Raw genomic sequence first — 20,439 nt, 5'->3', positions numbered from 1 at the left:
CCCTGCAAAAGATAGGAATAATTATAGCACAGTTTTTTTTAAATGCAAGCAAAATTTACAATAAAATTAGAGCAAATTCATAATTCAAAATGATGAATTATTTAGGTGAGTAAGGCGTATTCGGCTTCTGCTTTTTCGGCAATACGCGGAACTTGTTTAAGCATATCCTGCGAAACGGCAGTATAGTTGCGGATTAAATCGGAAAGAGTGCTTGCAAAGCGCTGTTGTTCCAACATAGCATAAAAGATGCAAAACAGATCGGCTATATTCCGTTTCGGAGCAAACAATTCTGTAAGGGTCTCCGTCAACTCTGCGTATGTCGCACTTAAAAAATATGCTTCATCCTTTGTTAAGGCTTCAAGGGTGTTGTCCATATACAAAGCCCGTATATATTCGCGGAGACAGCGGTCAATGCCCGCATACCAGCTTTCTATGGTATTTTTCGTATTCCTTGAGATTTCATCCGTAAGGCTTGAAGCTTTCCTGTTGTCCGTATTTTCTTGAATTTCTCCGGCGGCGATCGCGTTCGTATCCGCAGAAATCGGATTTGTAGCGAAAGCCGCACCGGGCGGAGGTAAGTCTTTTTGAATTTTCTTTGCTGCTTTGTAAAGCCGTTTTAACTGTTTACGAAGTGCGGTAAGCCGCTTTCTTGCCGTTCCAAGCGTTCTTCTCCGCAGCTTTCTCAAAAGCAGCCGCACTCCGACAGCTAACACTCCCAACAACCCAACACCTAAAACTGCTGCGCCGTATAATAGAAAGTCAGTTCCCGGCGGCAACAGCGGCGGCTTCGGCGGCTGGAGGCTTACCCGTTCACCGGTTCCCAAGAGCGAATCAACGGGAATCGCCGGAAGTTTAGTGTGTAGCTGTAAGAAAGTAAGAGACGGAAACTCAATTTCGCCTGTTTCCCATGGGACAAATGTAATAGCGAGGTAATACCGTGATTCCCGTGTAACAATCTTGATTTCGTTGATTGTCATCACATCGTTTTGTGTCATGTTTTTAAGCGGAATAGGGACGGCAACGGTAAAGCCGCTGCCGGTTAATGTTTTGTATTCTTTTTCGGATAGCGGAAAAAGAAACTGTGCCGTATCGCCGACAAAGATACGCTGAGGAATGAGAACCCCGTTCATAATACCGTATCCGCCTGAGGCCGGTATCGGCTAAAGGGTTGAATACCGTATTTGCCGGTCAAAAAAAACTGGTTTAAGAGCTTTACCGTATTACCGTCGTAGGGCAATACAAGCGGATATACTCCGCAGCGTATACAGGTATTTTCCCATTGTTGGGTATCTTCGGTTATACGACGGATACGATCTTGCCGGAACTGATGCGAATTGGTCGGCAAGAGCCGCTCCAGTCCCGTTTCGGGGTCGGTAAAGCGCAATATCCCTGCGGCGGGAAGCGCTTCATCATAAGGCGCGGTAATGCGGATAGCTGCAACGTCATGACGGCGTGCTAATACCCCCAACTCTTTTTCAAAATTTTCTACTTTAAAATCGGATAGAATAATGACGAGCGCCCGCTGCCGCAACAGTTTTCCCGCCGCTTCAAGCGCAGGCGCCAATGCGGTTCCTTTGCTTTTGCTGCCCGAAACGGTAATCCGTTCCAGAGCGCTCAGAATATGCAGACTTGGTTCTCTGCCGCGCCGGAGCTGGAATACCCGCGCGACCTTTCCGTCAAAAGCGAGGAGCCCCGTATAACTGTGTAAATGTTCCGCAGCAAAAGTGATCAGCGCTGCCGCTTCCAAAGCTTTTTCTTGCGGTGCATTAACGGTACTGCCTGCTTCCATCGAAGCCGACACATCGACAATCAAAAAAAGCCGCAGGTCGCGTTCTTCACGGTACAGTTTCACAAAGGTTTTGCCGCTTCGTGCCATCAAGTTCCAGTCAATACTGCGGATATCATCCCCCGCTTCGTATTCCCGCAGCGAATCAAACTCAATGCCCCTGCCCCGGAAATGACTCCGGAAGCTTCCGGCTTGCATTCCCTGCGCAATGGAGAGCGCCGCCAGCTGTAACTGTTTTGACCGTTCCGCTAAATAACCGGTTTTCATCTGCCTCGTATCCGGGTATCAGGAATCGGCCGCTGCTTTGCAAATACCTATGCAGACGTCCGATTCTCATACAGCCGTTAAAAGGTTGCGCTCTTACATAACCTCAAGGAAAGGAACAATCACCAGTCCTGTTGCGTTTTTCAGTACGATGTATACTGCTTTCGCAAGCGCAAGCCGGGTCGCGGCAACATCGGCGTTTTCCGCACCGAGGATGGGACAGTCATGATAGAAACGACTGAACAGCTTACAAAGATCGTACAGATAGCTGGTTATCAGCATCGGTGCATACTGAGCGGCGGCCTTATCTACTTGAGCGGGGAATTCTTCGAGTTTTTTCAGTAATTCCCATTCTATATCGGAGTTAAGCAGCTCGGGCTTGCAAACACCTGTCTTTGCTTTTTTGCCTTCTTCCGTATCAGCCTTGCGTAAAATAGAAGAAATACGCGCACCCATGTATTGGATATAGGGGCCGGTATTGCCGTTGAACGAAAGAGACTCGGAAGCGTTGAACAGCATATCTTTTATCGTGTCTACTTGGAGCAAGAAGTAGTGCAATGCACCGAGCGCGACCTTTTCCGCAACTTCTTCGGGATTTCCTACCGCATCTTCGCGGCCTTTGGAGGCAATCTCTTTTAATGCACTATTCTTGAGCTCTGTAATCAGATCGTCCGCATCGACAACGGTGCCCTCGCGGCTTTTCATTTTGCCTTCCGGCAAGTTCACCATACCATAAGCGAGGTGATACAAACCGGTGTACCAATCATAGCCGAGCAGCTTCATAATATAGAAGAGCACTTTAAAATGATAAATTTGTTCGTTACCGACTACGTAGATAAGCTTGTCAAACGGCCACTCACCATGGCGGGTTATCGCAAGTCCGATATCCTGTGTGATGTATACCGACGTTCCGTCTCCACGCAGCAGCAGTTTCTTTTCAAATCCGATCGATTTAAGGTCAACCCAAATGGAACCGTCCTCGTCTTTATAAAAGATACCTTTTTTTAAGCCTTCCATAATTTCGTCGCGACCCTTGCGGAACACATCGCTTTCAAAGAAAAGCTTATCGAATGAAACTCCTGTGCGGCTATATGTTTGCTGAATACCTTGCAGCGCCCAGCCGTTCATTGTCTTCCACAGCTGCATCGTTTCAGGATCACCCGCTTCCCATTTCCGCAGCATTTCCTGCGCGTCATCTTCCGCTTCAGGATGATCTTTGCTGTATTTATGGAACTGAACATACATATCACCGACAAACTTATCGGGTTTTATACCTTCTTTTACGGGATCGATACCGTTTCCGAAGAGCTTATATGCAAGCATCGATTTACAGATGTGTACACCGCGGTCGTTGATGATGTTGGTTTTATAGACATCCGCTCCGCTGAACTGGAGAATACGAGAGAGGCTCTCTCCGATAGCGTCATTGCGCAAGTGTCCGAGGTGCAGCGGTTTATTGGTATTGGGGCTTGAAAACTCAACCATGATTTTCTTACCGGCAAGGGTAGTTGTTTTTCCGTAGTTTTCATTTCCGCTAATAATTGCATTGAGGATTTGCGCAGCTGTTTCACCCTTGGGTAAAAAGACGTTGATATACGGACCTACCGCTTTCACCTCACCTTTTCCCTTGAGTGCAGAATCAGCTTGCAGCTTAGGTAACAGTTCCGTCGCAATTTTAGCAGGGGCAGAGCGTAATACCTTTGCAAAACTGAAAAGCGGAAAACCTAAATCACCCAGAGTCGGATCGGGCGGTGTTTCCATTGCAATCCGTTCTGCAGTAACGGCCTCAGCTCCTTCAGGCTGCATCGATGTGAGTGCGCGTGCAATACTTTCTTTCCATAATAACCGTATATCGTTCATAATTACCTCACTTATAGGAACCGCTAAAACTTTCGGTTTTAGAGATGCCTTTGTGTTTCTGATTTAGGAAGAACCTCCGGAACTATCGATTTTTAAGAGGCTCTTGTTAGTATAGAAAATTCCGCCGCTTAGTGCAAGAGACCGCATTGCATCACGTTAAATCTAACCGAAAAAACGCTCTGGACAGCCGCCCGTATTTCCAATAGTATAGAGAACCTATGTATTCAATTGACCATATCCGCAATTTTTGTATTGTTGCTCATATCGATCACGGGAAGTCAACGCTTGCCGACCGTCTTATTGAAAAAGCCAAGGTTATCGACGAACGCTATTATCGGGCGCAGATGACCGATAACATGGATATTGAACGGGAACGCGGCATCACCATTAAAAGCCAAGCGGTTACCATTCCGTACCACGCCGCCGACGGGCAGGATTATCTTTTAAACTTTGTTGACACACCCGGACACGTAGACTTTACGTATGAGGTGTCCCGCGCCATTGCTTCCTGCGAGGGGGCAATTTTGATTGTGGACGCAACGCAGGGGGTGGAATCTCAGACGCTTTCCAATATGTACCTTGCGCTTGAGCACAACCTCGAAATTTTACCGGTCATCAATAAGATTGACTTACCGGCGGCGGATATTCCGGCGGTGTCTGCTCAAATTGACCACGATTTAGGGCTTGATTCCGATATTGCCGTTGCGGTTTCGGCAAAAACCGGCAAAAACATCGATGCGCTTTTTGAAGCCATTGTGAAGCACTTCCCGCCGCCGACCGGTTCTGCCGAAGCCCCCTTGCAGGCGCTCATCTTCGACTGCCACTACGACGCATACCGCGGGGTTATCATCCACCTGCGGGTGTTTGAAGGGACGATAAAGCCCGGCATGACCATCCGCTTTATGCACAGCAATGCGGAATACCGCGTAGAAGAGACAGGCGTGTTTATTCTCGACCTTGTGCAGCGGGATTCTCTCCGTGCAGGAGAGGTCGGCTACATCATTGCGGGTATTAAAACCGTGTCTGATGTGCAAGTCGGCGACACCCTCACCGATGCGGATCGTCCCTGTGCGGAACCCCGTGCCGGGTTCAAGGCTGTAAAGCCCGTGGTGTTTTCTTCCGTGTACCCGGTAGATACCAACGACTACGAGCAGCTGCGCGATGCCTTTGAAAAACTCAAGCTCAATGACGCAAGCCTCACCTACGAAAAAGATTCTTCGGTTGCGCTTGGACACGGGTTCCGCTGCGGCTTTTTGGGGCTGCTCCATTTGGAGATTGTGCAGGAACGGCTCGAACGGGAGTTTGACCAGGCGGTTATCTTTACGGCACCGTCTGTGCGGTACCGTCTCCATCTGCGGAGCGGTGAAACCATGATCTGCGACAACCCTGCCGAATACCCGGAGGAAGGCAAGATTGCCTCTGCTGATGAACCGTATATCAGAGCGAATATCATCACCCCGACGGAATACCTCGGTAATATCATCTCCCTCTGCATCGAAAAACGCGGCGTGCAAACCAATATGAACTACCTCGACCAAAAGCGGGTGGAGGTTACCTACGAAATGCCGCTTGCGGAAGTACTGTTTGAGTTTTACGACCGGCTCAAAAGCATCAGCCGCGGCTATGCGTCGTTTGAATACGAAGTAATCGAAATGCGTCCAACCGAGCTGGTAAAAATCGATATTCTGCTGAACGGCAAGCCGGTGGATGCCCTTGCGCAGCTTTCGTATAAGCCTAACGCCTATAACAAGGCGCGCCACGTGTGCGAGCAGTTAAAAGAAGAAATTACGCGGCAGCAGTTTAAAATCGCCATTCAGGGGGCAATCGGCAGCCAAGTCATTGCACGGGAAACGGTTAATCCGGTGCGCAAAGACGTGTTGGCGAAGTGCTACGGCGGCGACATTACCCGCAAACGCAAGCTCCTTGAAAAGCAGAAAGAGGGAAAGAAGCGCATGAAGATGGTTGGCGATGTTGAGTTACCGCAGTCAGCCTTCTTGTCGGTGCTTAAAACCAAAAGCGAATAGCGGTTGAGCGCTACCCCTCGATAACCTGTATTTCAAACTCCAACTGGGGCATACACTCCGCTAAATCGCTTTGAATCCGCTTGAGCGCTTCTACACGTATTTCAACAGAGGTATTGGCATTCCCTTGGATAATAAAGATTGCATTTTTTGTTCCGTCATCAAATTTATAATTTTCACCGTCGCGGACACCAAGCCATGCGATAATACCTTTAGGGTCGCGGTATACATAATCGGTTTCGGCAACATGCTTTTCCGTCGATGAAATCGGAAGAAAAACTCCCGCTTCTTTATTGACGGTAAACTCTATCTGCCCGTCTATTTTATCAAGATCATGCCCGCCAATCGCTAAAAGCGAATGTAATGACTCAACATTATAGATATCGATAACACTATTGATGTGCGGCATAGAACCGCGGCGCTGAATATTCCGAATAAATGCGGGAACGGTCGGCGGATACTTTTTGATACTGCGCCCGACATTTTGCAACAAATCGGCGTAACCTTGAGTAATCGGATTATTCAAAACTTCATCAACATCGCACTGCAATGCCCAATCTTCCATCTTTTTTTGCTTCTTTAAAAATGAATCGGATAATTTTGCGTGCGGATCTATATTTTTCGCAACACCAATTACAACGCTTGTAATCCCAAGCTCAACGATACTTTTATCGATAATACATTTCATAGCAGCCTGCCCCCATATATTGGAAATTTATACTACCATTTCAGTATAACTGTGGTATAATGAAACTTATTATATCACAATTAATGGAAAAGGTATGTGTACGGCAAAAAAACCATTGAAACCTTTAAAACTCGATCTATCCGATCTTGACAAGAAAATGACGCTCGCAGTTGCAGAGCTGCGGAAAAGCTATCCGCTCAGAATTAGCGAAGATGGTATCCCCATTACGTTCAAAAAAGTGAAGAGTTCCGAAATTTCCGCAACCTTTAGAAACGGTGTATGCGAAATTGAAGCGGATTCTGCACCGCATTTTTATTTTGCGCTGTCGATGCTGTTGCTTAAAAGTCAAACAATCGAAGATTCAAAAATCTATACAAGGCGGGATGCGCAGCGTTTATTGGAATTCCGCATGGATCATGTTTTTGAAAAGAACGGCTTAATGCTCGATCTTTCCCGTAATGCGGTTGCACATATCGATATGCTGAAGCAGTTTATTCGCGAAATGGCATTTATGGGACATTCGTGGTTTATGCTCTACATGGAAGATGTGTACGAAGTCGAAGGAGCTCCCTATTTCGGTGCATTACGCGGACGGTACTCTATAAAAGATTTACAGGAAGTTGACCGCTATGCCAAGATTTTCGGCATACAGTTGGTACCGTGTATTCAGACCCTTGCTCACATGGATCAGTATTTTATGTGGGAAGCCATAGAATACAAGTATAAGGATATTGATAACATCTTTAATGTCGGCAATGCTGAAGTACGAACCCTGCTCACCCGGATGATTGCATCGTTACGTAAAGCATTTTCTTCGGATATTATCCATATCGGAATGGACGAAGCGCATAACCTAGGCCGCGGGCGTTATTTGGATGAAAACGGACTCAAAGAAAAGAGGGAAATTATGCAAGATCACCTTACTTTTATGAAAACCCTCTGTACAACATACGGCTTTAAACCCATCGTTTGGGATGATATGTTCTTCGGCCGCTATTCCAATAACAAAGAAGATGTTGAGCCGGTTATTCCCAATCAGGTAGGATTGATGTATTGGGATTACTATAGCTGCTTGACCAACCATTACCGCGACCACCTGCAAGCATGCCGAGCGCTCACAAAAAAGACCATGTTTGCCGGCGGTGCATGGCGCTGGACGGGATATATACCGCATCATAAGAAAACACTTGAAGCAACGCTTGCCGCTATTGAGGCTTGCCGAAAGGAAAAAGTCAAAGAAGTTATCGTTACTTCATGGAGTGATGACGGCAGCGAAGCTCCGCTTTATACCTGTATGTTCGGCTTGGTACTTTTTGCCTACCTTGACTGCCATATCAAATATCAAGAGGAAGAATTTGCGCAGTATCTAAAACTCTATACCGGCATGGGGCTTGATGAATGGATGCGGCAGGGTGAACCGGATTTGTTTGAAGGAACAACCGGTAACAATTATGATATAACGCCGTCAAAGTATCTGTTATATCAAGACCCGCTCGGTTCAAAATTTCTGTATTACATACGGACGCTGACAACCGATATGAATGCCGTCTATAAGAAACTGGAGCAAGCCTTTATCGAGGATGCAGCCAACACGGCTAATCCCTTGCAGCGCAGCATTGCCGAATTTTATGCATTGATGATGAAAACGCTTTACTATAAGTGGCGGCTCCCCTTGGATATTTGGGAGGCGTATAAGGGAACGGATAAAAAAGCATTGCAGGCATTAATCGAAAATAAGATAAAGCCGCTAAAAACGGTGTTAGCCGAAACAGCGAAGGCGCGTCGGCGAGTATGGACGGAAGAATGCCGCGGATTCGGTTCAGAGGTGTTGGATCACCGCTTCGGCGCAATGCTGATACGGCTGGAAGTTACACAGGAAGTGCTAACCGATTACATACAGGGTAAGATTACACAAATCGATGAGCTTGAAGAAGAACGGCTTGATCCATGCCCTGAATCGGATAAAATGCTCGAACCGCAAGCAGTGCGCTATAACCGTGCCTTACGTATTATGACCGCCTGCCGAGAAACGTGGTAAGGTAAAAAGGAGTGTAAAATAAAAGCCGTACAAATGGCACGGCTTTTATTTACTCAAGTTTGCTCAAACGCAAACTTGTATATCATCTGCACGTTCTCACTTCGTTGTGAACGTGCGTAAAAAGTCAATCGAAAGTTGATACTTTCTTCTTGACTTTTTATGGGGGACAAAGACAATGCAAACTGTATATCAGACAATGAGCGACGGTGCTTCTCTCGCCGTTTATACATGGCTCCCGGAACAACAACCGAAAGCAGTGCTGCATATCGTGCACGGAATGGCGGAACACGCCCTCCGGTATGATGATTTTGCAAAAACGGCATGTAAAAAAGGCTTTGCCGTAGTTGCCTCCGACCACCGCGGTCACGGAAAGACCGGTTCAAAAAGCGGCTTAATGGGATACCTTGCCGATGGAGACGGATTCAGACGTGTTGTCGAAGATCAAAAAGAAATCAATGAGGAAATACAAAAACACTATCCTACTCTTCCGGTTATTATCGTCGGGCATTCGTTCGGTTCTTTTGTAACGCAGGAATACATCGAACGGTTCGGTACAACGGTAAAAGCGGCAGTTCTCATCGGTTCGGCAGGCCCCAACCTAAGCGTATCCGTTGCCTCGCTGCTAGCAAGCCTTAACTGCACATTTAAAGGAAGGAAATCCGTTGCCAAGTTTATGAATGCATTGGTGTTCGGCTCATATAACAACAAAATCAAAAATCCTCACACAGCCTTTGATTGGCTTTCGAGGGATGAAAACGAAGTAAAAAAATATATCGACGATGAATACTGCGGATTTGTCTGCACCGCAGGCTTTTTTCAGGATTTTATACGCGGGCTTAAAAGACTGCATACGCAGGAGGCTTTAAAAGGTATACCGGCCGATCTTCCTGTTTTAATTACCGCCGGTTCGGAAGATCCCGTTTCAAACGGAGGCAAAACGCTAAAAAACCTTTACCGTATCTATCAGGACATCGGAATGCAGGACGTAACGTTAAAACTATACGAGAACGGCCGGCACGAAATTTTGAATGAAACAAATAAAGAGGAAGTAAAAGCCGATATCTTGGGATGGATAGAGAATAGAGCATCGCTCAAAACTCGATGAGGTTTTAGAGGTTCACGAGAAGCGGTAACCTCGTTTTAAAGAAAAAATGACGATAAAATAACGGGATGAAATGGAACGGCTTTAATAAAAACGATGCACTCCTCTTTATTGAATTTGCAGCGGTATTTGCTTTTTTATTGCTTCCTCCACTGTTTTCAGCGGTGCCGTTTACCCTTCCGCCCAAGCCGATCGGATTGTATGCGCAGTGTGTTTTCTACTTTTATACAGTGTTTGCAGCCGCGTATGAAGAAATACTATACCGGCTCTATACTCCGAATCGGCTGCACTGCATTTATACCGGTTATATCGAACCACGGCTGCAGGAAAATTGGGAGACATCGGAAAGCAATTCGGAAAACGCCGTAGATTTGCCGCAGTCGTCTAAAGCGCATCAGCAATGTCGATATAAAAAATCCGCTGCATTTCACACTGCTGCATTTAACACTACTGCAGCTTTTGAGTTGCTCCTGACCGAATTTCCCGCCCACCTCCTCTTCACACTGGCGCACCGTTACCTCGGACTTTCTTCCATGATATTCGCCGCAGGAGCAGGAATCGTATTCCGCATTGCCTATCTCAAGCTCAAACAGGTGTTTCATCCGGCTGTAAGTATTGCATTGGTAGCCGTAGCACACGGTCTTTGGAACATCGGAGTGTATTATTATTTGTGGGGAAACAGCATTGCAGCTTAACTTTCCGCAGTAGCTTTATTCCTTACAATCACCCCATATCTGTTATCTATCATAGCTGCAAATTAGGTTATAAGCCGTTTCGTCATTTTGATCATACCGTTCTCCCATAGCATATTATATCGATATAGTATACCATAATCACAGCGATGGAGAAAAGCGAATGAACGTATACGATTTGATTGCAGAACATTACAGCGAACTTTTCCCGCTTGAGGCGGAAAAGCTTGATTTTATCGGACGCCTTTGTCCGTTGCCGGGCAGATTGTGTGATGCAGGCTGCGCAACCGGCGACCTTGCGGTGGGGTTGTACAAAGAAGGATACGATATATACGGGCTCGACTTAAATGCAAAAATGATTGGGATCGCAGAACAGAAAGCTTCGGGTATCCGCACATCCGGAGAATTGGCATTTCATCAAGCGAACATCGCCGATATTCTGCAATTCGGTACCTGTAACGGCGTACTGTGTTTCGGCAATACGCTCCCGCATTTGCCTGATGAAACAGCACTCCGCCGTTTTTTTAGCTCCGTGTATCAGGCTTTACAAGAGCACGGTGTTTTTATTGTTGAAGTCCTCAATTACGACCGCATCCTTGCCGAGAAAAAAATGGACTTTAAAGATAAAGAAACGGACGTCTTTATTTTTAAACGGCGCTATGATTTTTTACCGGATGGGAATATCAAGTTTACCATAGAGTTTACCGACAAGCAGCGCAATACCGTAAGTTCGGACTTTACGGTGTTGCATCCGTTACAGCACCAAACACTGTTAGCTTTATTTGAACAAGCAGGATTCCAATCCGTTGCCGCTTATTCGGATTACAACTTTACTAAAAGCAGTGCAGAGGATTACGCTGTAGTGTATACAGCGAAGAAATAAGCGGAATAATTCCGTAATTCTCAATATAAGGTTTATTTATGAGAAATCAAAAGCTCGCTTGCTTGTTTGTAATTTTTTTTGCAGTTGTTGTAATAAACGGTATATCCGCAGAAAGCACCAAAGATTATAAAGTGCTGATTGGTATGGATCATGAAAAAGTGATGCAGCTTAAAGAAATTAAAACACTGGTAATCGATGCGGAATTTTTTTCTCAAGAAGATATCGCGCAGCTTCACAAAAACGGAAACGTCCATATATTTTCTTATTTAAACATCGGCTCTATCGAAACATTCCGCGATGACTATGCAGCATTTGCGGATATTGCTTTAGGACACTATGAAAATTGGGACGAAGAACAATGGGTAAATGTTGCGGATAAAAGATGGCAAAAAAGGATAAAACACAAAGCGCAGCTTTTGTCTCAAAAAGGCATAGACGGTTTTTTTCTTGATAACGCTGACGTTTATTATCATTATCACACATCCGAAATATATCAAGGACTGATGGCTCTCTTACGCGAAATACATACGGAGAATAAACCCATTATCATTAACGGCGGAGATACGTTTATCACCGAAGCGATGCAGCAAAATTCCATTAAAGGAATGGTACACGGGGTCAATCAAGAAAGCGTATTTACCGAAATACATTTTAAGAATAATACGTTTGGAGCAAAACCTGTAGACGACAGAGCATATTTTATGGAATATCTGGCTCAATGTAAAACGTATGGACTCACCGTCTATTTACTCGAATACGGCGCAACGAAAAAACTGACAAAAGAAATAAAAGCATATTGCAAGCGCAACGGATTTATCTACGACATATCCCCTTCAGTGGAGCTGGATAAGCTGTTTTGAGTTTAAGGGGAAGTGCTCCCTCCCCCGTTCAGAGTGGTGTTTTTTCCATTCCCTTACAACCCTATCCTTTTTCCGCGCATTTCCAAAAGGTATTCCCTTTGGAAACCCCAACAAAAAATCAACAGCTCTCGGCACTCTGCATCAGAATTATTGATGGTTTTCTATCGTGTCCTCCGCAATTCCCGCAGGGCATTTTGCGCTTCGGTGTACTCGTCATAGGGTACGGCGCCGTTCTTTCCGATAATCGAATTTTCGTGCCCTTTCCCCAGCAACAATACCGTATCATTCGGTTGCGCAAGGGAAAAAGCTTTACGGACGGCAGCCGGCCGGTCGGGAATGATAAACAGTTCTTCGCCGCGCTTCTTGTTAGAACAACCTGCGGCAATCATCTCCAAAAGCTCGACAGGGTCTTCGCCGCGGGGGTCTTCGTCGGTGAGGATGATCGTATCGCAGTATTCTCCGGCAATTCTTCCCTGCTCCGGTCGCTTAACGGTATCGCGCTCTCCGCCCGAACCGAATACGGCAATCACACGACCGCCTTTCGCTTTAACACGGTCTCGGACAGACGGCATAATTACTTGGAATGATGACGGCGTATGCGCATAGTCGATAAGCACCTCAAAGCCCTGCCCCGCTTCGACACGGCACATTCTCCCCCTTACCGGCATAAGCCGATTGAGCAACGGCACCAGCATATCAAACGGCAGTCCCGTTAAATTATGAACGGCGATCAGAGCAGCAAGGATATTGTACACATTAAAAAAGCCGGTTACCGGAGCGGCGGCCTTATACGTTTTCTGCACTCCGTTAAACGCTGCGTGAATGGTAAAGGTTAAACCGTTTGCCCCTTCATGCACGTTATCGGCAGATAAGCCGCCTGCAAAGTTTGAGAACGAAACAGCCCCAGCAGCACCGGTATGCTTCTGTACGGAAAATCCGAATACGGGCTGCTTTGTCGCCTGTGCAAAATAAGCGGCAGATGGGTCTTCAAGATTGACAATGCCGAAGGCCGCAACCGTTCCGTTTTTTTTCTTATGATCATGGCTATCTAATGAGCGGAATAAATTCGCTTTATCGTAGCGGTATTGTTCAAAGGTACCGTGAAATTCCAAATGTTCCTGCGTCACATTCATAAATACGCCTGCATCGAACTGAACATGCAATAACCGTGCCGTTCGGGGAGAAAGCCCGTGAGAAGATGCTTCCACCACTGCATATTCACAGCCGTTATCCCGCATACGGGCAAGCCGTTCCTGCACTGTAACCGATTCGGGCGTTGTCTGATGCGCCGGATTGGCGACCGGCTCATCTCCAAATGAAAAAGATACGGTCGAAGAAAAGCCCGCTTTTTTCCCTGCAAGCCGCAGCAGCTGCCAGATAAAATCAACGGTACTGGTTTTTCCTTCCGTACCGGTTACTCCGATTGTTGCCAAGTCTTTGGAAGGTTCCTCAAAAAAAACGGCAGCAGCAGCGGCCATTGCGGCACGAACATCCGGCACTTGAACGTAACAAATATGCTCTTGATATAATGGTAGTGTTGTTTCATGAATAACCGCAACGGCGCCCTTCGCAATAGCTGCATCGATAAACTTTGAACCATCGGTATGCACGCCGGGCAAGGCAAAAAAAGCGGCGCCTGTCCGTACCTCACGCGAATCATACGAAAGCGAATGCACCGTAACATCTGCCCCGCGCACTTCTATCGGCTCTATAGAAAAAAGACATTGAAGAATTGATTTTGCATAGCGGTTATTACACATGTGAACCTCTAAAAACCTCAGCCTTTAGAGGTTTTTCTTAGATTTGATTTTGGGAAGTATAAACGGCGGGACATATTCAGGCAAGAGGGAGAAATAATTCATAAATGATTTAGAATCCGAATTGCGCAAACAATTTCCACCATTTTCAATTACCAATACCGTAAAAGTCTGACGCTATCCGCCGATATTATACAAGACATCTTTAGAAAACCGAAGTTTTAGGATGTCGCTTACAGAAGATACTTGGAGGTTCTTATGAGACGAAGTATGGGTATCACCATCTTACAAATTGCACTTGTTTTTTTCTTACTGGTCAGCGGAGTAACAGGTCTTATGCAATCCAGCGCCGGTAATTTAAATCCGGTGGTTACCTTTCTTACACAGCTGGTAAAAAGTTCAACAATAAGCACAATCATCATCATCGCGATTGCCGTATGTGAACTTATCGCCGGTTTTTTCCTGCTGATGGGGCTCTTTACGTTCTCCCCTCAAATTTTAAATGTAATCTTAATTATTTTTATCGTTTTATGGATCATCAATATTATTTTGATTGATTTTATCGGAACATTTAACAGCGGCATACATGGTGTGCACGGTTTACTAACCTACCTGCAGCAGCTCTCCGCTCACCTGATGGTACTGGGTGCCCTCATCTGCGTACAATATCGCAACTAAACCGCAACTCATTTTTTTTAATTAAAGCGGCACGAATATAAAAAGAGCCGGCGCTAACGGTTGAAGTTTTAGCTTCCGCCCGTTTAATGCACCGGCTCTTTTTTTATGGTATTTGATGTTATCTAAAGAATAAGTCAAACAAAATACAATTCGACAAACTATGCCGTTTTTTCCGAAATCAGCTTTAACTCAGGCTTCTCTGTTTCTTCAATAACCTTCTTTGTGATATGCAAGGCCTTTTGACCTTTCATCGACGGAGCCTCGAACATCGCATCAAGCATCAGCTTCTCTACGATAGAACGAAGGCCTCGTGCACCGGTATTTTGATCCAGCGCTTGCTGAGAAATAGCGTCAAGGGCGGCATCATCAAAAGTCAGCTTAACGTTATCTAGCTTAAACGATTCTTGGAACTGTTTGATAATCGCGTTCTTAGGTTCAACAAGAATACGGCGCAAGTCTGCAAGCTTTAAATCGCTGAGCGAAACACTGATAGGAAGCCGCCCGATCAATTCGGGGATAATACCGAATTTTACTAAATCATCGGGGATAAGCTTGTCGTACAACTCCTGCAAATCCTTTTCTTTTGAAGACCGTACATCGGCTCCGAACCCCATCGGATTTTCTGCAACCCGTGTCTGAATGATCGTATCAAGCCCGACAAAGGCACCACCGCAGATAAACAGAATATTGGACGTATCGATCTTCAACATATCCTGATTCGGGTGTTTGCGTCCTCCCTGCGGAGGCACCGAAGCAACGGTTCCTTCAACAATTTTTAACAGAGCCTGTTGCACACCTTCACCCGAAACATCGCGGGTAATCGACACGTTTTCACTTTTCCGCGCAATCTTATCAATTTCATCAATAAAAATAATACCGCGTTCCGCACGGGCAATATCGCCGTCTGCATTCTGGATAAGTTTTAACAGGATATTTTCAACATCCTCACCGACATAACCTGCTTCGGTTAAAGTAGTCGCATCCGCAATAGCGAAGGGAACCTTCATCTTTTGTGCAAGCGTCCGTGCTAACAGCGTTTTTCCCGAACCGGTCGGGCCTATCAGTAAGACATTGGATTTTTCAATAACAACGGCATTTCGGTCAGCCGGCGGATGCATAATCCGCTTGTAATGATTATAGACGGCAACCGATAATACCCGTTTTGCTTTCTCTTGCCCGATAACATATTCGTCAAGGTAGGTCTTTAATTCCATCGGTGTCGGAATATCCCCTGAAAGCTGTAAAGGCGTAGCCATCTTATAAGCGGTCAAATATTCTTTACAAAGCTGGATACAATGATCGCAGATAGCGACTCCCGGTCCCGGTACTATTTTTCGGCCTGCATCTTCCCGCTTACCGCAGAAAGAGCAGATTAAAGAAGAATCACTTCTTAATTTAGGCATTTTTTCTCCTATCCATGACCATATCGACGATGCCGTATTCGCAGGCCTCTTGCGCAGACATAAAGAAATCCCGTTCCATGTCTTCGGCAACCGCCTTTTCCGTTTTTCCGGTGTGATGGGCGCAATATTGGATAATCAATTTTTTTAACCGGAGTATTTCCCGTGCCTGTATGGTAATATCGCTGGCTTGTCCCTGTGCGCCGCCCCACGGCTGATGAATCATCACACGGGAAGAAGGCAGTGCAAAGCGTTTTCCTTTGCTTCCCCCTGCCAACAGAACAGCAGCCATACTGGCCGCCTGTCCCAGACAGATGGTTTGTACATGAGGATGAATATGCTGCATCGTATCGTAAACGGCAAGCCCAGCCGTTACCGAACCGCCGGGGCTGTTAATATAAAGGCTGATATCTTTATCGGGGTTCTGTGATTCCAGAAAAAGCAACTGTGCAACAACCAAATCGGCGGTTGCATCGGTTATTTCACCATCAACAAAGATAATACGGTCTTTTAACAGGCGCGAAAAAATATCGTAGCTGCGTTCCCCGTTTCCCGTCTGCTCAATAACATAAGGAACAAGGCTATGCATCTGTTCCGACATCAGCAGCTCCCTCTCCAAGCAATTGTTCTACCGTCAGTTTTTCACCCGGTTTTACCGTTGATTTTTCAAAAAGCTGAGTATAGAGTTTCTTTTCCTTAATATCGTCGATCACATACTCTTTTTCACGAGGATTCCCGTCATAATGCTTTTTAACTTCTTCTGCGGATGCTCCCGTGCGCTCTGCTATTGAGGCGTATTCCGCTTCAACATCTTCCGGAGACGCGGTAATGCCCCGCTCTTCCATCAGTTTTTCAACGATGATACGAGTCTTAAGCCGGAGTTCAGCCTCTGCCCGCCATTCAGTCATCGCGGATGCTTTTGATAATTTACCGTTTATATCGATTGTCAATTTTTCCAAACTTTCGGGAGACATTCCCAAGCGCTGTGCCAACATAGCCCACCGGCCTTCGAGTTCTGCCTTAACCATAGACTCAGGCAGCTCAATGGGATTGGCTTCTGCCATTTGCTTCAGCAGGTTGTCGGTCTTTTTCCGATTCAGAACATCTTCTACCTGGCGTGTAAGATTTTTTGAGATGTCAGCTTTTAAATCGGCAAGTGTCTTGTATTTTTCGCTTACGTCCTGCGCGAGATCATCATCGATAGCAGGCAAATCTTTACGTTTTAATGCAGTTACGCTAACCTTTAGCTTGATTGTTTTTCCGGCCAACTGTTTGTCGATATGTTCGGCAGGATATGTCTTGGAGATAACCTTTTCTTCGCCTTTCTTCATACCGATAAGCTCATCATCTACACCGTAATGGAACTGTCCCTTACCGACGGTAAATACAAAATCGTTGCGTTTTGAACTTTCGATTTCCGCATCGGCATCATCAAGCTGCACATAGTTAATGGTTACGATATTATCATTTTTTACAGTATCGCCCTCACCGCAATCGATGACAAGCGCGTTGCGTTCCTGTATCAACGCCAATTCTTTTTCGATATCAGTATCGGTAACGGATACTTCGGGTACGGATACCGTAAAACCTTCCGTCTTTGCTATTTCTACTTTGGGAAGTACATCATAGAGAACAGTAAACACCAAGTCGGAGTCAAGTTTGAAATCGGGCGTACCGTCAAGTTCAGGCTGTGAATACGGTAACGGCCGCGAATATTTATCCGCAGATTCAAATACTTCTTCCAATACATTCTGAATTACTTCGTCATACGTTTCAGCGCGCAATGTATCACCGAATTTCTGTTCAAGGACTTTTACCGGTACTTTGCCTTTACGAAAGCCCGGTATTTGGAGCTGTTTCGCATATTTTTTCGTTAAAAGCGCATATCGGTTTTGCACCTCATCCTGCTTAACGGTAATCGAAAGTTTCATCCGAGACTTTTCGATAGGGGTAAATTCTTTCGTAAAATTCATTGGCATATCCTTATGGTACTAAAAGGGTTTCTCGCAAGAGAACTTTATTCGTGCGGAGGCTTTAATACCTAGTCGTAACAAGGGTATTAAAGCCGACTGCAACCACCTTATGAGAACAACATACCCCGACGCTCGCGTCGGGGTTGTTGATTCTTCACCGGCAACTTCCGGTTAAAAAAAAAGCGATTCGGGTGTACCGAATCGCTTCTGTAAGAGCGGGAAACGGGGATTGAACCCGCGACATCCACCTTGGCAAGGTGGCGCTCTACCACTGAGCTATTCCCGCAAAATATATCGCTCGGTATGTACTGTTGTGGAATCCTGCGAGAGGAGGGACTTGAACCCTCACGCCGAGGCACCAGATCCTAAGTCTGGCGTGTCTGCCAATTCCACCACTCTCGCTCACAAAGTGAGTCGAAACAATATACCGATGATTCTTAGGAATGTCAAGTCCTAGCCTTTAGGCTACTTAACCTCCTATTCATCTGAGCCATGCAGGCTTCGAACCTGCGACCCACAGATTAAGAGTCTGTTGCTCTACCAGCTGAGCTAATGGCCCGTTACATAACCGTCTTAGCAAGACTGAACGAGTATTCCATAATTTCAAAAGAAAGTCAAGCCCCGTGCAAACGCATCAGGTTGTTTCTTAGCATCCCCGCAGAATAATTGTGTGCCAAAATTTCAAAAAAATGCACTAGATAGCCTCCAGTACATACCTTAACAGATTATCACAGCACCACATTACGAATCAATAACCTCTAACTGTAAGAGTAAAGGTAAGACGCGCAAGACCATGTTACGGCTGGCTTGCAAACGGCTTGCCTTGCCATCAATCAGAAAAGCCGATTACATCGGTTGTTTTTGAGCGGTTAAACAGGTTATTGCGGTTGTCTGTTTAATCGCTTAAAACGCGAGACGGATAGCCATAAGCACTCCGGAAGCACGTAGGGAAACCGCAAGTCAACCTTACGTGCTTTTTTTTTGCGCTAAACAGCGGGAGGTAAAAGAATGAACTATAAGGCTGTAGAAGTCTATTTTGATGATAAAGGGACTAGGCGGGAACACTTATGCGCCTTTGGATTCTGCGACACACTCGAAGATCAAAAGCGTCGGTTTATGCCGGATGTTCAGCTTTTTGAGATTTCAGATGCAGAACTTGAGAGTCTAAAGACAGCGTATGAAAAAGAATAGTTCTATGCTCAACAAAGCAATTACAGAAGATGCGGTAATCCGCGAGGTAAAAGCCGTAATCGAATTAACCGGTCTTGCAATCCAGCGAATAAACACCGGTGCTTTTGCAATCGGCACCGGCAAAGCCCGCCGCTTTATCCGCACAGCAAATAAAGGAACGCTCGATTTTGAAGGTTACGATAACCGCGGACGGTTCGTCGGTATCGAGTGCAAGCGTCCGGTTGGCGGACGTTTATCGGCAGAGCAAAAGCACAGAATTAACGACATAAACAAAAAAGGCGGCGTTGCATTCGTGGTAACGAGTGGAGAAGCCGCATTACAGCAGCTGAAAAACGCGGGCTGTATATAAAGAGATGCACCGGAAGGGAATTGAACGGGTGCAAGCCCCGCGCATCTTATAAGCTAAAAGACGGCCGTCTAAAGAGCTTAAAAACTTTATACGAGGAGTATGGCTATAAATGAATTTTTCGAGATTGCGTCAAGATTTGCGTATGCAGGCGGCGATGTATCGTTCGATGTTGTTGAGGCACGAAAAGAAATCGGTACAGACGGCGTGTCGTATTGGACATTGAAAATTGCAGTGCAAAAAACACCGGAGCAGTTAGAAGCAGAAAATGGAGAGGAGGAATAACAGTATGTCAACATTGTATGAAATAACCGGAGACTTAAAAAGTCTTTATACCCTGATGGAAAGTATTGTAGACGAAAACGGAGATCCGCGAGAACCGACAGCTGAAGAGTTTGAAGCTATGAAAGCATGGTTTACTGAAAGTGAAGAGGCTTTCAAAAAGAAGTTTGATAGCTACTGCCGGTTTATCAAAAATTTGCGGTTATCTGCTGAAAATGCGGAGGCAGAAAAAAAGAATTTTAAAGCAGAATCCGACCGGTTGACTAAGCGGTCAAAAGCATTTACCAACCGTGCGAAATGTGTAACGGAACTTTTGCGCTGGGGTATGGAGCGTCTTGAGTTGAAAAAATACAAGACTGATTTCTTCAGCGCTGGGATTCAAAATGTCGGCGGTAAGACAATCGACTTTGAAAGTGGAGCGGATTTTTCAAAGCTGCCGGAAGAATTTTTAATGCCGAGAGAACCAAATAAAAAGGCGATCCTTGACGCATTAAAAGACGGCATCCTTGAGGAACGTCCCGGAGCGGAAAATATTACCAAGCTGTTTTTTAAGGGTGGCGATCGATTGCCTTTTGTTCATGTGCATCAACCCGATGCACTTGTTATTCGGTAAAAGGA

The 20,439-nt window shown here is 45.7% G+C and carries 19 protein-coding genes and 3 tRNA genes; 11 read left to right on the top strand and 11 right to left on the bottom strand.

Annotated features, from left to right (window positions below):
* Window positions 1-101: 101 nt before the first annotated feature.
* The 3 genes from QI63_RS08090 to argS all read right to left on the bottom strand — a co-directional run bounded on the left by QI63_RS08090 (window position 102) and on the right by argS (window position 3,910).
* A complete protein-coding gene (locus tag QI63_RS08090; RefSeq protein ID WP_044015379.1) occupies window positions 102-1,130 on the bottom strand; it encodes a hypothetical protein in 1,029 nt (342 codons plus the stop codon).
* Window positions 1,127-2,053: a DUF58 domain-containing protein gene (locus QI63_RS08085; RefSeq protein WP_044015377.1), complete on the bottom strand. Its 927-nt coding sequence runs from the start codon at window positions 2,051-2,053 to the stop codon at window positions 1,127-1,129. Before QI63_RS08085 ends, QI63_RS08090 begins: the two co-directional genes overlap by 4 nt.
* A 93-nt stretch (window positions 2,054-2,146) precedes the next feature.
* On the bottom strand, window positions 2,147-3,910 hold the full coding sequence (argS, locus tag QI63_RS08080; protein WP_044015376.1) for an arginine--tRNA ligase: 1,764 nt from the start codon (window positions 3,908-3,910) through the stop codon (window positions 2,147-2,149).
* A gap of 218 nt (window positions 3,911-4,128) precedes the next feature.
* Between argS and lepA the strand changes: the two genes are divergently transcribed.
* Window positions 4,129-5,934: a translation elongation factor 4 gene (lepA, locus tag QI63_RS08075; protein WP_044015374.1), complete on the top strand. Its 1,806-nt coding sequence runs from the start codon at window positions 4,129-4,131 to the stop codon at window positions 5,932-5,934.
* 10 nt (window positions 5,935-5,944) lie between these two features.
* Here lepA and QI63_RS08070 read toward each other — a convergent pair whose 3' ends face one another.
* Window positions 5,945-6,619 carry a B3/B4 domain-containing protein gene (locus QI63_RS08070; protein ID WP_044015372.1) on the bottom strand — a complete coding sequence of 225 codons (675 nt, stop codon included), beginning with the start codon at window positions 6,617-6,619 and terminating at the stop codon, window positions 5,945-5,947.
* A 94-nt stretch (window positions 6,620-6,713) separates the two neighbouring features.
* On the opposite strand from QI63_RS08070, the gene QI63_RS08065 reads away from it, so the two are divergent.
* The 5 genes from QI63_RS08065 (at window position 6,714) to QI63_RS08045 (ending at window position 12,194) form a co-directional block, all read left to right on the top strand.
* Window positions 6,714-8,657 carry a beta-N-acetylhexosaminidase gene (locus tag QI63_RS08065; protein ID WP_044015370.1) on the top strand — a complete coding sequence of 648 codons (1,944 nt, stop codon included), beginning with the start codon at window positions 6,714-6,716 and terminating at the stop codon, window positions 8,655-8,657.
* Between the two features lie 175 nt (window positions 8,658-8,832).
* Window positions 8,833-9,762: an alpha/beta hydrolase gene (locus tag QI63_RS08060; protein ID WP_044015368.1), complete on the top strand. Its 930-nt coding sequence runs from the start codon at window positions 8,833-8,835 to the stop codon at window positions 9,760-9,762.
* Window positions 9,763-9,827: 65 nt separating this feature from the next.
* Window positions 9,828-10,454, top strand: a complete 627-nt coding sequence (locus QI63_RS08055) for a CPBP family intramembrane glutamic endopeptidase (protein ID WP_044015367.1) — start codon at window positions 9,828-9,830, stop codon at window positions 10,452-10,454.
* Window positions 10,455-10,614: 160 nt separating this feature from the next.
* A complete protein-coding gene (locus QI63_RS08050) occupies window positions 10,615-11,334 on the top strand; it encodes a class I SAM-dependent methyltransferase (protein WP_044015365.1) in 720 nt (239 codons plus the stop codon).
* A gap of 38 nt (window positions 11,335-11,372) precedes the next feature.
* Window positions 11,373-12,194 carry a glycoside hydrolase family 191 protein gene (locus QI63_RS08045; protein WP_044015364.1) on the top strand — a complete coding sequence of 274 codons (822 nt, stop codon included), beginning with the start codon at window positions 11,373-11,375 and terminating at the stop codon, window positions 12,192-12,194.
* Between the two features lie 161 nt (window positions 12,195-12,355).
* Here the strand turns inward: QI63_RS08045 and QI63_RS08040 are convergent, their stop codons facing one another.
* Complete coding sequence (locus tag QI63_RS08040; protein WP_052185524.1) at window positions 12,356-13,954, bottom strand: UDP-N-acetylmuramoyl-L-alanyl-D-glutamate--2,6-diaminopimelate ligase; 1,599 nt, start codon at window positions 13,952-13,954, stop codon at window positions 12,356-12,358.
* A 255-nt stretch (window positions 13,955-14,209) separates the two neighbouring features.
* On the opposite strand from QI63_RS08040, the gene QI63_RS08035 reads away from it, so the two are divergent.
* Window positions 14,210-14,629 carry a hypothetical protein gene (locus QI63_RS08035; protein WP_044015360.1) on the top strand — a complete coding sequence of 140 codons (420 nt, stop codon included), beginning with the start codon at window positions 14,210-14,212 and terminating at the stop codon, window positions 14,627-14,629.
* A 158-nt stretch (window positions 14,630-14,787) separates the two neighbouring features.
* On the opposite strand, the gene clpX is transcribed toward QI63_RS08035, so the two are convergent.
* From clpX to QI63_RS08005, 6 genes are all read right to left on the bottom strand, one after another.
* Window positions 14,788-16,032, bottom strand: a complete 1,245-nt coding sequence (clpX, locus tag QI63_RS08030) for an ATP-dependent Clp protease ATP-binding subunit ClpX (RefSeq protein WP_044015358.1) — start codon at window positions 16,030-16,032, stop codon at window positions 14,788-14,790.
* Window positions 16,025-16,630, bottom strand: coding sequence for an ATP-dependent Clp endopeptidase proteolytic subunit ClpP (gene clpP / locus QI63_RS08025; protein WP_044015357.1), 606 nt, complete (start codon window positions 16,628-16,630; stop codon window positions 16,025-16,027). The genes clpX and clpP overlap by 8 nt, the downstream gene beginning before the upstream one ends.
* Window positions 16,611-18,002 (bottom strand): trigger factor, encoded by a 1,392-nt coding sequence (gene tig, locus QI63_RS08020; protein ID WP_044015354.1) that lies wholly within the window; start codon window positions 18,000-18,002, stop codon window positions 16,611-16,613. Before tig ends, clpP begins: the two co-directional genes overlap by 20 nt.
* A gap of 214 nt (window positions 18,003-18,216) precedes the next feature.
* Window positions 18,217-18,288, bottom strand: a tRNA-Gly gene (locus tag QI63_RS08015).
* Between the two features lie 36 nt (window positions 18,289-18,324).
* A tRNA-Leu gene (locus tag QI63_RS08010) sits at window positions 18,325-18,404 on the bottom strand.
* Between the two features lie 84 nt (window positions 18,405-18,488).
* Window positions 18,489-18,561: transfer RNA gene (locus tag QI63_RS08005), tRNA-Lys, on the bottom strand.
* 449 nt (window positions 18,562-19,010) lie between these two features.
* On the opposite strand from QI63_RS08005, the gene QI63_RS08000 reads away from it, so the two are divergent.
* The 4 genes from QI63_RS08000 (at window position 19,011) to QI63_RS07985 (ending at window position 20,434) form a co-directional block, all read left to right on the top strand.
* Complete coding sequence (locus QI63_RS08000) at window positions 19,011-19,193, top strand: hypothetical protein (RefSeq protein WP_044015352.1); 183 nt, start codon at window positions 19,011-19,013, stop codon at window positions 19,191-19,193.
* A complete protein-coding gene (locus tag QI63_RS07995; protein ID WP_235619661.1) occupies window positions 19,180-19,542 on the top strand; it encodes a VRR-NUC domain-containing protein in 363 nt (120 codons plus the stop codon). Before QI63_RS08000 ends, QI63_RS07995 begins: the two co-directional genes overlap by 14 nt.
* A 99-nt stretch (window positions 19,543-19,641) precedes the next feature.
* Complete coding sequence (locus QI63_RS07990) at window positions 19,642-19,824, top strand: hypothetical protein (protein WP_044015348.1); 183 nt, start codon at window positions 19,642-19,644, stop codon at window positions 19,822-19,824.
* Window positions 19,825-19,828: 4 nt separating this feature from the next.
* The gene (locus QI63_RS07985) at window positions 19,829-20,434 is read left to right on the top strand and encodes a siphovirus Gp157 family protein (protein WP_044015346.1); all 606 of its coding nucleotides are present in this window, start codon (window positions 19,829-19,831) and stop codon (window positions 20,432-20,434) included.
* Window positions 20,435-20,439: the final 5 nt, after the last annotated feature.

The sequence above is a fragment of the Treponema sp. OMZ 838 genome, assembly GCF_000775995.1.
In the GTDB taxonomy this organism is placed as follows: Bacteria; Spirochaetota; Spirochaetia; order Treponematales; family Treponemataceae; genus Treponema.
The sequence above is the reverse complement of the archived record's forward strand: the minus strand, read 5'-3'. Positions and strand labels throughout refer to the sequence as shown.

Coding starts and splice junctions, on each gene's coding strand:
- QI63_RS08090 (WP_044015379.1), bottom strand. CDS start 1,130: ATGAACGGGGTTCTCATTCCTCAGCGTATCTTTGTCGGCGATACGGCA.
- QI63_RS08085 (WP_044015377.1), bottom strand. CDS start 2,053: ATGAAAACCGGTTATTTAGCGGAACGGTCAAAACAGTTACAGCTGGCG.
- argS (WP_044015376.1), bottom strand. CDS start 3,910: ATGAACGATATACGGTTATTATGGAAAGAAAGTATTGCACGCGCACTC.
- lepA (WP_044015374.1), top strand. CDS start 4,129: ATGTATTCAATTGACCATATCCGCAATTTTTGTATTGTTGCTCATATC.
- QI63_RS08070 (WP_044015372.1), bottom strand. CDS start 6,619: ATGAAATGTATTATCGATAAAAGTATCGTTGAGCTTGGGATTACAAGC.
- QI63_RS08065 (WP_044015370.1), top strand. CDS start 6,714: ATGTGTACGGCAAAAAAACCATTGAAACCTTTAAAACTCGATCTATCC.
- QI63_RS08060 (WP_044015368.1), top strand. CDS start 8,833: ATGCAAACTGTATATCAGACAATGAGCGACGGTGCTTCTCTCGCCGTT.
- QI63_RS08055 (WP_044015367.1), top strand. CDS start 9,828: ATGAAATGGAACGGCTTTAATAAAAACGATGCACTCCTCTTTATTGAA.
- QI63_RS08050 (WP_044015365.1), top strand. CDS start 10,615: ATGAACGTATACGATTTGATTGCAGAACATTACAGCGAACTTTTCCCG.
- QI63_RS08045 (WP_044015364.1), top strand. CDS start 11,373: ATGAGAAATCAAAAGCTCGCTTGCTTGTTTGTAATTTTTTTTGCAGTT.
- QI63_RS08040 (WP_052185524.1), bottom strand. CDS start 13,954: ATGTGTAATAACCGCTATGCAAAATCAATTCTTCAATGTCTTTTTTCT.
- QI63_RS08035 (WP_044015360.1), top strand. CDS start 14,210: ATGAGACGAAGTATGGGTATCACCATCTTACAAATTGCACTTGTTTTT.
- clpX (WP_044015358.1), bottom strand. CDS start 16,032: ATGCCTAAATTAAGAAGTGATTCTTCTTTAATCTGCTCTTTCTGCGGT.
- clpP (WP_044015357.1), bottom strand. CDS start 16,630: ATGTCGGAACAGATGCATAGCCTTGTTCCTTATGTTATTGAGCAGACG.
- tig (WP_044015354.1), bottom strand. CDS start 18,002: ATGAATTTTACGAAAGAATTTACCCCTATCGAAAAGTCTCGGATGAAA.
- QI63_RS08000 (WP_044015352.1), top strand. CDS start 19,011: ATGAACTATAAGGCTGTAGAAGTCTATTTTGATGATAAAGGGACTAGG.
- QI63_RS07995 (WP_235619661.1), top strand. CDS start 19,180: ATGAAAAAGAATAGTTCTATGCTCAACAAAGCAATTACAGAAGATGCG.
- QI63_RS07990 (WP_044015348.1), top strand. CDS start 19,642: ATGGCTATAAATGAATTTTTCGAGATTGCGTCAAGATTTGCGTATGCA.
- QI63_RS07985 (WP_044015346.1), top strand. CDS start 19,829: ATGTCAACATTGTATGAAATAACCGGAGACTTAAAAAGTCTTTATACC.